At 61.7% G+C, this 11,081-nt stretch carries 12 protein-coding genes; 9 read left to right on the forward strand and 3 right to left on the reverse strand.

Going from position 1 to position 11,081, the window contains the following annotated elements; translation table 11 throughout:
• Window positions 1-44 precede the first annotated feature (44 nt).
• The 4 genes from JFV30_RS25100 to JFV30_RS25115 all read left to right on the forward strand — a co-directional run bounded on the left by JFV30_RS25100 (window position 45) and on the right by JFV30_RS25115 (window position 3,577).
• Window positions 45-842: a hydroxymethylpyrimidine/phosphomethylpyrimidine kinase gene (locus JFV30_RS25100; RefSeq protein ID WP_010174803.1), complete on the forward strand. Its 798-nt coding sequence runs from the start codon at window positions 45-47 to the stop codon at window positions 840-842.
• Between the two features lie 18 nt (window positions 843-860).
• Window positions 861-1,484, forward strand: a complete 624-nt coding sequence (gene thiE, locus JFV30_RS25105) for a thiamine phosphate synthase (RefSeq protein ID WP_201125445.1) — start codon at window positions 861-863, stop codon at window positions 1,482-1,484.
• 17 nt (window positions 1,485-1,501) lie between these two features.
• Complete coding sequence (gene hemL / locus JFV30_RS25110; protein ID WP_010174801.1) at window positions 1,502-2,785, forward strand: glutamate-1-semialdehyde 2,1-aminomutase; 1,284 nt, start codon at window positions 1,502-1,504, stop codon at window positions 2,783-2,785.
• Window positions 2,786-3,010: 225 nt separating this feature from the next.
• Window positions 3,011-3,577, forward strand: a complete 567-nt coding sequence (locus JFV30_RS25115) for a tetratricopeptide repeat protein (RefSeq protein WP_010174800.1) — start codon at window positions 3,011-3,013, stop codon at window positions 3,575-3,577.
• Between the two features lie 39 nt (window positions 3,578-3,616).
• Here the strand turns inward: JFV30_RS25115 and JFV30_RS25120 are convergent, their stop codons facing one another.
• On the reverse strand, window positions 3,617-3,943 hold the full coding sequence (locus tag JFV30_RS25120) for a DUF1820 family protein (RefSeq protein ID WP_003215457.1): 327 nt from the start codon (window positions 3,941-3,943) through the stop codon (window positions 3,617-3,619).
• A 133-nt stretch (window positions 3,944-4,076) separates the two neighbouring features.
• On the opposite strand from JFV30_RS25120, the gene miaB reads away from it, so the two are divergent.
• The 5 genes from miaB to lnt all read left to right on the forward strand — a co-directional run bounded on the left by miaB (window position 4,077) and on the right by lnt (window position 9,772).
• Complete coding sequence (gene miaB / locus JFV30_RS25125; RefSeq protein ID WP_010174799.1) at window positions 4,077-5,405, forward strand: tRNA (N6-isopentenyl adenosine(37)-C2)-methylthiotransferase MiaB; 1,329 nt, start codon at window positions 4,077-4,079, stop codon at window positions 5,403-5,405.
• Window positions 5,406-5,642: 237 nt separating this feature from the next.
• On the forward strand, window positions 5,643-6,644 hold the full coding sequence (locus tag JFV30_RS25130; protein WP_010174798.1) for a PhoH family protein: 1,002 nt from the start codon (window positions 5,643-5,645) through the stop codon (window positions 6,642-6,644).
• Window positions 6,637-7,110 carry an rRNA maturation RNase YbeY gene (gene ybeY / locus JFV30_RS25135; protein WP_003215452.1) on the forward strand — a complete coding sequence of 158 codons (474 nt, stop codon included), beginning with the start codon at window positions 6,637-6,639 and terminating at the stop codon, window positions 7,108-7,110. Before JFV30_RS25130 ends, ybeY begins: the two co-directional genes overlap by 8 nt.
• Window positions 7,111-7,137: 27 nt before the next feature.
• Complete coding sequence (locus tag JFV30_RS25140; protein ID WP_003215451.1) at window positions 7,138-7,977, forward strand: HlyC/CorC family transporter; 840 nt, start codon at window positions 7,138-7,140, stop codon at window positions 7,975-7,977.
• Window positions 7,978-8,248: 271 nt separating this feature from the next.
• Window positions 8,249-9,772, forward strand: coding sequence for an apolipoprotein N-acyltransferase (gene lnt, locus JFV30_RS25145; protein WP_201126240.1), 1,524 nt, complete (start codon window positions 8,249-8,251; stop codon window positions 9,770-9,772).
• A 16-nt stretch (window positions 9,773-9,788) separates the two neighbouring features.
• On the opposite strand, the gene JFV30_RS25150 is transcribed toward lnt, so the two are convergent.
• Both JFV30_RS25150 and JFV30_RS25155 read right to left on the reverse strand, forming a co-directional pair.
• Window positions 9,789-10,550 (reverse strand): YdcF family protein, encoded by a 762-nt coding sequence (locus tag JFV30_RS25150; RefSeq protein ID WP_201125446.1) that lies wholly within the window; start codon window positions 10,548-10,550, stop codon window positions 9,789-9,791.
• Between the two features lie 99 nt (window positions 10,551-10,649).
• Window positions 10,650-10,967, reverse strand: coding sequence for a hypothetical protein (locus JFV30_RS25155; protein ID WP_010174795.1), 318 nt, complete (start codon window positions 10,965-10,967; stop codon window positions 10,650-10,652).
• Window positions 10,968-11,081: the final 114 nt, after the last annotated feature.

An 11,081-nucleotide genomic window follows, 5' to 3' on the forward strand; every position in this document is an offset into this window, starting at 1 on the left:
TCCGACAGCCACCCAAAAAGCGTTTGGTGGTAAGCTCGCGCACCATGAATATCTACAGCTCTCGCCCCGTTGTCCTCTGTCTCTCCGGCCATGATCCCAGTGGTGGCGCCGGCTTGCAGGCAGATATCGAAGCCCTGCTCGCCCAGGGTTGTCATGCGGCCCCGGCCGTTACCGCGCTGACCGTGCAGAACACCGTCAACGTCAGCGATTTCCGCGTGCTGGACCGCGAGTGGGTGCTGGCCCAGGCCAACGCCGTGCTCGGCGACTCCGACGTCGCGGCGGTGAAACTGGGCATGCTCGGTTCCCTGGAGATGGTCGACACTGTGGTCGAACTGCTCCAGGCGCACCCGCATCTGCCGGTGGTCTGCGACCCGGTGCTGCGTGCCGGTGGCGGCGGTAGCCTGGGCAAGGACGAAGTCGGCTATGCCATGCGCGAACGGCTGTTGCCGCTGTCGCTGATCGCCACGCCAAACCTGCCCGAAGCGCGCATCCTCGCTGAACTGCCCGAAGGCACGGCGGACGAATGCGCCGCCAGGCTGCTGCCGTTCATCAAGCACCTGCTGATCACCGGCGGCCATGGCGACGAGCACGAAGTGCACAACCGCCTCTACAGCCGCGACGGCACGCACCAGACCTTTACCTGCCAGCGCCTGCCCGGCAGTTATCACGGTTCCGGCTGCACCCTGGCCAGCGCGCTGGCCGGTCGGCTGGCACAGGGCGAAGGTTTGGTGAGCGCGGTGCAATCAGCCCTCAACTACACTTGGCGCACCCTGCGTGACGCTGAACAACTCGGCCAGGGGCAATTCGTGCCTCGTCGTCTGCCGTTGGATTTCTGCTCGTAACACCAAGAGGCCTGTCCGATGAAACTACGTGGCCTTTATGCCATTACCGACAGCCAACTGTTGGCCGGCAAGTTCCTCGCCTACGTCGAAGCGGCGTTGGACGGTGGCGTGACCCTGTTGCAATACCGCGATAAAAGCAGCGACGAAGCGCGCCGCCTGCGGGAAGCCGAAAAGCTGCGTGAGCTGTGCTCGCGCTACAAGACACAACTGATCATCAACGATGACGCCGAACTGGCCGCGCGCCTCGGCGTCGGCGTACACCTGGGCCAGACCGACGGCCCGTTGACCCCGGCTCGTGCACTGCTGGGCTCCAAGGCGATCATCGGTTCCACCTGCCACAGCCAGATCGAGCTGGCCGAGCAGGCCGCCAAAGAGGGCGCCAGTTACGTCGCCTTCGGCCGCTTCTTCAACTCCAACACCAAGCCCGGCGCCCCGGCGGCCACCGTTGAACTGCTGGCCCAGGCCCGCGCGCGGTTGCACCTGCCGATCTGCGTGATCGGCGGCGTCACCCTGGAAAACGCCGAACCACTGGTGGCCCACGGTGCCGACCTGCTGGCGGTGGTGCACGGCCTGTTTGGTGCCGACAGCACCCAGGAAGTCACCCGCCGCGCCCGCGCCTTTAACGATCTTCTAAAATCTTGAATTCAGAGAACACGATCATGTCCCGTTCCGAAACCCTGTTTGCCAATGCCCAGAAACACATCCCCGGCGGTGTGAACTCCCCCGTGCGAGCGTTCAAGAGCGTTGGCGGCACCCCGTTGTTCTTCAAGCATGCCGAAGGCGCCTACGTCACTGACGAAGATGACAAGCGTTACGTCGACTACGTGGGTTCGTGGGGCCCGATGATCCTCGGCCACAGCCACCCGGACGTGCTGGATGCAGTACGCCAGCAACTGCAACACGGCCTGTCCTATGGCGCACCCACCGCCATGGAAACCGAGATGGCAGACCTGGTCTGCTCCATCGTGCCGTCCATGGAGATGGTGCGGATGGTCAGCTCCGGCACCGAAGCCACCATGAGTGCGATTCGCCTGGCCCGTGGTTTCACCGGCCGCGACAGCATCATCAAGTTCGAAGGCTGCTACCACGGCCACTCCGACAGCCTGCTGGTCAAGGCCGGTTCCGGCGCACTGACCCAGGGCGTACCGAGCTCCGCCGGGGTGCCGGCCGCGTTTGCCAAACACACCCTGACCCTGCCGTTCAACGACATCGCCGCCGTCGAGCAGATGCTCAGCGAAGTCGGCCAGGAAGTAGCCTGCATCATCGTCGAGCCAGTAGCCGGCAACATGAACTGCGTACCGCCGGCACCGGGCTTTCTGGAAGGCCTGCGCGAACAGTGCGACAAGCACGGCGTGGTGCTGATTTTTGACGAAGTGATGACCGGTTTCCGCGTTGCCCTCGGCGGCGCCCAGGCGCACTACGGCGTGACGCCGGACCTGAGCACCTTCGGCAAGATCATCGGTGGCGGCATGCCGGTGGGCTGCTTCGGCGGCAAGCGAGAAATCATGCAACACATCGCGCCACTGGGCCCGGTGTACCAGGCGGGCACGCTCTCGGGTAACCCGCTGGCCATGGCCGCCGGCCTGACCACCCTGCGCCTGATCAGCCGCCCGGGCTTCCACGCCGAGCTGACCGACTACACCACCCGCCTGCTGGACGGCCTGCAACAGCGCGCCGACGCGGCTGGCATTCCGTTCGTGACCACCCAGGCGGGCGGCATGTTCGGCCTGTACTTCAGCGGCGCCGACGACATCGTCACCTTCGACGACGTGATGGGCAGCGATGCCGATCTGTTCAAGCGCTTCTTCCACCTGATGCTGGAAGGTGGCGTGTACCTGGCACCGAGCGCCTTTGAAGCCGGTTTCACCTCGATTGCCCATGGTGATGCCGAGCTGAAACTGACCCTCGACGCCGCTGAACGCGCCTTCGCCGCCTTGAAATAAGCGCCTCAAAAACCTGACGTCGCCCCTGGCGGCGTCAGATTTGCTACTTTGCTTACAGATATTTCCGTCTTTTTCCGAGAATTCACCTGCAATCCGGCAGATAACTTGCCCACGCAGCAGAAAAACGAGTAAAGACTTTGTAAGCAGGTGCCTGCTTATTTCATAATGCGCGCTTATTGGATCCCCCCGTGGGTCCCGCGCCCCGTCAGAGGTAAGTCGATTCCCATGAAACGCACCGGCCGCACCCTGGTTCTGGGCTGCCTGTTGCTCCTTCAGCCGCTGCTGGCGTTTGCCCAGGCAGGCGGCAACTCGTTGTTAATCCCAGCGATGGGTCGTTGCACCCTCAATACCCAGCCAGAAAGCCAGGCCGAAGCCCTGAGCGCGTGCCAGAAACAGGCCGATGGCGGGGATGCGCAGGCGCAATACGAGTTGGGCGAGTACTTCTACGACAGTAAAAACCCCGCACGCGACCTCAACAAAGCCTTGAACTACTTCGAGAAAGCCTCGTTGCAGGGCCACGCCCAGGCGCAATTCCAGCTGGGCACCATGTTCTTCCACGGCGAAGGCGTACCAGCCAATAACGTTCAGGCGTATATCGTGCTGAAAATGGCGGCGGTCAATGGCGCCGAAGATGCGCTGGACACGGCCGACGAAGTGGCCGAGCACATGCAGCGCGACGAACTGGAAGTGGCGACCCAGGTACTGGGGCAGATTTTCCGCAACTACCTGCAGGAACTGCAGAGTGCAGATGGCAGCTCGCCATTCTCGCCACTGCCGGATCCTTCACGCTGAGGAATTGCTCCCATGCATGGCATGGGAACATTCACGGTCTTACTTCTCTGGCATCGGCATCGGAAACGGCATGACGTTGCTCATGCCCCGGGCCTCGCTGATTTTCGGCGTCCCCAGGCGCTCGACTTCATCGATGCGCACAATCGAATGCATCGGCACAAAACTGCGCACCACGCCTTCGAACTGAGCCTTGAGTTTTTCCTCGCCCGGGTCGACGACCAGCTGTGTGCGCTCGCCAAAGACGAACTCTTCCACTTCCAGGAAGCCCCACAGATCACTTTGATAGATCTGCTTGGCGTACATTTCGAACACCTGGCCCTGGTTAAGGAAAATCACCTTGTAGATTGGAGCTTCACGTTTGGTCATGGTGGGCGGGTAACACATCGGGGGATATAAAAGAGGGCGCGAACTATAGCATGGCGTCCGATGCACAGTGCTAGGAACCTATCGGCATGCCCCCTATAATGCGCGGTTCTTTACCACCAGTTGACGATCCCCCATGGCCAAGAAGCTTTACATCGAAACCCACGGTTGCCAGATGAACGAGTACGACAGCTCGCGCATGGTCGATCTGCTGGGTGAACATCAGGCCCTGGAAGTCACCGCCCGCGCCGAAGATGCCGACGTGATCCTGCTCAATACCTGCTCGATCCGCGAGCGGGCCCAGGACCGGGTCTACTCGCAGCTGGGCCGCTGGCGCGAGCTGAAACTGGCCAACCCGGACATGGTGATCGCCGTCGGCGGTTGCGTGGCCAGCCAGGAAGGCGCCGCCATCCGCGACCGTGCACCGTATGTCGACGTGGTCTTCGGCCCGCAAACCCTGCACCGCCTGCCGGAAATGATCGACGCCGCCCGCATCACCAAGCTGCCGCAAGTCGACGTCTCGTTCCCGGAAATCGAAAAATTCGACCACCTGCCCGAGCCGCGCATCGACGGCCCGAGCGCGTATGTGTCGGTGATGGAAGGTTGCAGCAAGTACTGCACCTTCTGCGTGGTGCCGTACACCCGCGGCGAAGAAGTCAGCCGCCCGTTCGACGACGTGCTGGCAGAGATCATCCACCTGGCCGAGAACGGCGTGCGCGAAGTGACCCTGCTGGGGCAGAACGTCAACGGTTATCGCGGCCAGACCCACGATGGGCGCCTGGCTGACCTCGCGGAGCTGATCCGCGTGGTGGCTGCCGTCGACGGGATCGAGCGGATCCGCTACACCACCTCGCACCCGCTGGAGTTCTCCGACAGCCTGATCCAGGCCCACGCCGAAGTGCCGGAGCTGGTCAAACACCTGCATCTGCCGGTGCAATCGGGCTCGGACCGCATTCTGTCGGCCATGAAGCGCAACCACACCGCCCTGGAATACAAATCCAAACTGCGAAAATTGCGTGCGGCAGTCCCGGGGATTTGCATCAGTTCGGACTTTATCGTCGGCTTCCCGGGCGAGACCGAGAAAGATTTCCAGCAGACCATGAAGCTGATCGAAGACGTCGGTTTCGACTTCTCCTACTCCTTCGTCTACAGCCAGCGCCCGGGCACCCCGGCGGCCGACCTGCTCGACGAAACCCCGGAAGCGTTGAAGAAGGAGCGTTTGAACGCCCTGCAACACCGCCTCAACCAGCAGGGTTTCGAGATCAGCCGACAGATGGTGGGTTCGACCCAGCGCATCCTGGTCACCGACTACTCGAAAAAGGACCCTGGCGAATTGCAGGGCCGGACCGAGAACAACCGGATCGTCAACTTCCGTTGCGATAATCCGACGCTGATCGGGCAGTTCGCCGACGTGCACATCGACGCGGCGCAACCGCACTCGCTGCGCGGCTCGCTGGTTAACTGAGAGCCCGGTTTTCAAGGCAAATGAAGATCAAATGTGGGAGCTGGCTTGCCTGCGATAGCGATATAACAGGCAGCCTCTCTTTTGGACGTGCCGGCCTCATCGCAGGCAAGCCAGCTCCCACACTGGATCGCCTTTGTTCTTGAGAGCGGGTCCGGGATATATAAGTGCTTTCGCACGCAGCCTGCTGGCGTTATCCTTGATTTCATCTTAATTGCCCCAGGGCGGCTAAAAGCGACCTTGAACGCACCCATAGAACCACATCGTTTTCTCCTCGAGCCCTTTGAGGCTCGCCGTTTCGCCAATCTGTGCGGACAGTTCGACGAGCACCTGCGCCTGATCGAACAACGCCTGAGCATCGAGATCCGCAACCGCGGCAATCAATTCGAGCTTATTGGTGAACCCCAACACACCACCTCGGCAGAAAACCTTCTGCGCCGCCTCTACCGGGAAACCAAAGGTAGCGAGCTGTCGCCGGAAACGGTGCACCTGTACCTGCAGGAATCCGCGGTGCAAGACCTGGCCAATAACCCGGTGGCCGAAGCCAGCGTGGCCCTGCGCACCAAGAAAGGCATGATTCGCCCTCGCGGCTTGAATCAGCAGCGCTACGTCAAAGAGATTCTGGGCAACGACATCAACTTCGGCATCGGTCCGGCCGGTACCGGCAAGACCTACCTGGCCGTGGCTTGCGCAGTCGACGCCCTGGAGCGCGAGCAGGTGCGACGCATCCTGCTGGTGCGCCCGGCGGTGGAAGCTGGCGAGAAACTGGGCTTTCTGCCCGGCGACCTGGCCCAGAAGATCGACCCGTACCTGCGCCCGCTCTACGACGCCCTCTACGAGATGCTCGGCTTCGAATACGTGGCCAAGCTGATCGAGCGCCAGGTGATCGAAATCGCCCCGCTGGCCTACATGCGCGGTCGTACGCTGAACAACAGCTTCATCATCCTCGACGAAAGCCAGAACACCACCGTCGAGCAGATGAAAATGTTCCTCACCCGGATCGGCTTCGGCTCCACGGCCGTGATCACCGGCGACGTCACCCAGGTCGACCTGCCCAAAGGCACCAAATCGGGCCTGGCCCAGGTGATCGAGGTGCTCAAGGACGTGCCGGGGATCAGCTTCACCCACTTCATGCCCAAAGACGTGGTACGTCACCCGTTGGTGCAGCGCATTGTCGAAGCCTACGAGCGCTTCGACCACCGCGACGACCAACCGGCCAAGGACACTCGCCGCGATGCTTGAGCTTGACCTGCAACTGGCCACTGAAGCGCCCGCCCCCAGCGAAGAACAGTTCCGCCAGTGGTGCACCCTGGCCCTGCGCCAGCGCACCGCCGACTCGGAACTGACCATTCGCCTGGTGGACGAGCCCGAAGGCCGTGAACTGAATCACACCTGGCGACAAAAAGACTACGCAACCAACGTGCTGTCGTTTCCCGCCGACGTACCCGATGAGCTGCTGGATATCCCGTTGCTGGGGGATCTTGTTATCTGCGTCGAAGTGGTCGAGCGTGAAGCAAAGGAACAAGGCAAGGAACTTGAAGCCCACTGGGCCCATCTGGTCATCCACGGCTGCTTGCATCTCTTGGGTTACGACCATATAGACGATGACGAAGCCGAAGAAATGGAAGCACTGGAACGAACGTTGCTTGCAGAACTGGGTCATCGCGACCCGTATGCAGACGACGAAATTGCAACTACACCTAACTGAAACAATAAAGGATTTAGAGTAATCGCTATGAGCGAAGACCGATCGAGCAACGGGCAAAAGTCATGGCTGGGGAAACTCACCCAGGCCTTTGCCCACGAGCCGAAAAATCGCCAGGAGCTGCTGGAGCTGCTGCGCGAGGCACATCAGAACAAGTTGCTGGACAGCGAAGCGCTGGCCATCGTCGAAGGCGCCATCCAGGTGGCTGACCTGCAAGTACGGGACATCATGGTTCCGCGCTCGCAGATGGTCAGCATCAAGGCGACCCAGACCCCTCGGGAGTTCCTCCCGGCCGTCATCGACTCCGCGCACTCGCGCTACCCGGTGATCGGCGAAAGCCATGACGACGTCATGGGCGTCCTGCTGGCCAAGGACCTGCTGCCGCTGATCCTCAAGGAGAACGGCGACAGCTTCAACATCAAGGACCTGCTGCGTCCTGCCACCTTCGTTCCCGAATCCAAGCGCCTGAATGTGCTGCTGCGCGAATTTCGTGCGAACCACAATCACATGGCCATCGTGATTGACGAATACGGCGGCGTTGCCGGCCTGGTGACCATCGAAGACGTGCTGGAACAAATCGTCGGCGACATCGAGGACGAACACGATGTCGAAGAAGACAGCTATATCAAGCCGCTGCCCAGCGGTGACTTCCTGGTCAAGGCCCTGACGCCGATCGAGAACTTCAACGAGTTCTTCGACAGCGAATTCTCCGACGATGAATTCGACACCGTCGGCGGCCTGGTGATGAGTGCGTTCGGGCATCTGCCAAAACGTAACGAGACCACCGAGATCGGTGCCTATCGCTTCCGCATCCTGAATGCCGACAGCCGCCGGATCCACCTGATTCGCCTGACACCTATTGCCCGCTAAGGAAGGGGTGGGTCATCAGCTATTTCCTGTGTCGCGTTGCCCCTGAGAGCCGGCCAGGCAAGGCGCAGGCCGCAGGGAATGGCGCTCCCTTTCCAAGGCCTGCAACGCAGCATGGCCGGCTCTCAGGGGCAACCCGAAGGGCCGGCCTGCTGTGGTGCAGGGCTGCGTTACTCGTCGTTCATTTGGAAAAACCAAACCACACTCCTCGCGCCTTGCCCTGCGCCACAGCAGGCCGGCGCGACACAGGAAATAGCTGATGACCCACCCCTACATGCGCCGTATCATTGCACCCGGCTGGCCCGGTAACCTGCTGGCCGTGGTGGCCGGTGCCATCACCACCCTGGCGCTGGCGCCGTTCGATCTCTGGCCGTTTGCGCTGGTGGCGGCCGGTTTCTTTTATGCGGGACTGCGTGAGCTGACACCGCGCCAGGCCTTATGGCGCGGCTGGTGTTTCGGCTTCGGCCTGTTTGGCGCCGGCACCAGCTGGATCTACTACAGCATCCATCATTTCGGCGGCGCTTCGGTGCTGCTGGCGGGCATGTTGATGCTGGCGTTTACCGCGGCAATTGCCTGGTTCTTTGCCCTGCCCGCCTGGCTCTGGGCGCGCTGGCTGCGCCGCAACGAAGCGCCATTGGCCGATGCCCTGGCCTTCGCGGCCTTGTGGGTGGGCCAGGAAGCGTTTCGCGGCTGGTTCCTCACCGGCTTTCCATGGCTTTATTCCGGCTACAGCCAGCTCGACGGCCCCCTCACCGGTCTCGCACCACTGGGTGGCATGTGGCTGATTTCCTTTGCCCTGGCGCTGACTGCCGCATTGATCTTCAACCTGCCACGCTTGCTGGCAGGCAAGCGCAACCTGTTCATCGGTGCCGGCTTGCTGCTGTTGGTGGCGCCATGGGCCATCGGCCTGGCACTCAAGCATCACGCCTGGACGACCCCGGCTGGCGCACCGCTGACGGTGGCGGCCGTCCAGGGCAACGTCGAACAAAGCATGAAATGGGACCCCGAGCAGCTCAATGCCCAGCTCGCGCTGTACCGTGACATGAGTTTTACCTCCAAGCCCGTCGACCTGCTGGTGTGGCCGGAAACCGCCGTGCCCGTACTCAAGGAGTCCGTCGAAGGCTACCTGGGCATGATGGGCAAGTTCGCCGCTGACCGGCACACCGCGCTGATCACCGGCGTGCCGATCCGCCAGGAAGTGCACCACCACAAGCGCTTCTTCAATGGCATCACTGTGGTGGGTGAAGGCGACGGCACCTACCTGAAGCAAAAGCTGGTGCCGTTTGGCGAGTACGTACCGTTGCAGGACATGTTGCGCGGTTTGATCGCGTTCTTTGACCTGCCGATGTCGGACTTTGCCCGCGGCCCGGCCGACCAGGCACTGTTGCAGGCCAAGGGCTATCAGATTGCGCCGTTCATTTGCTACGAAGTGGTGTACCCGGAATTCGCCGCCGGCCTGTCAGCCCGCAGCGATTTGTTGCTGACCATCAGCAATGACACCTGGTTCGGCCGCTCCATCGGCCCGCTGCAGCATTTGCAGATGGCCCAGATGCGCGCCCTGGAAGCCGGCCGCTGGATGATCCGCGCCACCAACAACGGGGTCACCGGCCTGATCAACCCGTACGGGCAGATCACCGTGCAGATCCCGCAGTTTGAGCGGGGGATTCTCTACGGCGAGGTGGTGCCGATGCACAACCTCACGCCGTACCTGCAATGGCGGTCGTGGCCGTTGATCATCCTGTGCCTTGGCCTGTTCGGCTGGGCCTTGCTGGCCGGGCGGATGTCCAAGACCGTGTAGGAATGGCGCCTGTGGGTTATCGGTAAAACAACCGGTAACCCACCTGCCCCACCGCTTCATTCAGCAACTGCCCGCTTTGCCATATCGCCTTGAATTCCGGCATCCAGCCACCCAATGGCCGGGCATTGTCTACCCCCATAAAGCCCACCGGCGCCGGAACCACCGTGAACCCGGCCTTTTCGAAGCTCCAGCGCGAGCGCGGCATGTGCGCAGCGTGAGTGACCACCACCACCCGCTTGATGCCCTGCGGCAACAGTATCTCGGCACTCATCTGTGCGTTTTCCCACGTGGTACGACTGCGTTCTTCCTTCCAGCGCACGCTCACGCCGAAGTCATCCTGCATCGACACCGCCATCAGTTCCGCCTCGCTGGGCGGCGTGCCGTAGTGCAAGCCACCGGTGGTCAGCACCGGCAAGCCTGAAGCTTTTGCCAGTCGCGCGGCATAGCGCTGACGCTCAAGGCCGATACCGGTCGGCTGATCAGCACCCCATGCCAGATCCCCGCGCTCACGCCCGGAACCCAATACCACGATGGCATCAGCCCGCTGCGCCAGGGTCGCCCATTCGTCACGCGGCAACGGCGGTTCGGTCGAAAGTGCTTTTGCCCCCCACTCCACCACCACCGGCAGGCTCATCAACCACATCCCGCCGAACCCCAGCGCAAAGCACACCGCCGCGAGGCGCGGACGGCTGCGACGAAACCACCAGGCAAGGGCCAGCAACAGCAAAAGAATGCCGGGCGGCAACAGCAATTGTTTAATGAAATAACGAATAGGCATCGGGCATCTCCAAAGATGCCCGAAGCCTAAGGTGTAACGGGGTTTAGCGACAATCTTTACAAGAACACACGCTGAGAAGGCTACAGATAACGCGGTGCTTCACTTGAAACGCACGGACCGGAGTTTTTCCGGGCTGCGACCGGCCGATAAATCCTTGAGCCATACCACCTTGGCCGACTGCGAAAACTCCTGGGCTGGCGGGGAGGCCATGCCATGGGGCGCGCGATGCTCATTTAACGCCAGATACGCCCTGATCACTTCCAGCTCTGCCTGGCTCAAGCCACGCAGTTCCAACTCCAGAGGCCGTTCATCACACAATCGGCCAGAGGTTTTTGCTGCATCCAGTGCTCGACCCAAACGGTCGATCAGTCCTTCGTACACCTGCGGTTTCGTCAAAGTTCGCTGCGAATCAACCATCCCTCACCTCATTGAAGATAAGACTCACTCCCCACTAAACAGCGTAGTCCTGCTGGCCCTGCCTGCCTGACGCCGCGACCAACGGCCTTGGCGGCGCAATCAGGGTTTCCCTCG

This window comes from Pseudomonas sp. TH32 (assembly GCF_016650855.1).
In the GTDB taxonomy this organism is placed as follows: Bacteria; Pseudomonadota; Gammaproteobacteria; order Pseudomonadales; family Pseudomonadaceae; genus Aquipseudomonas.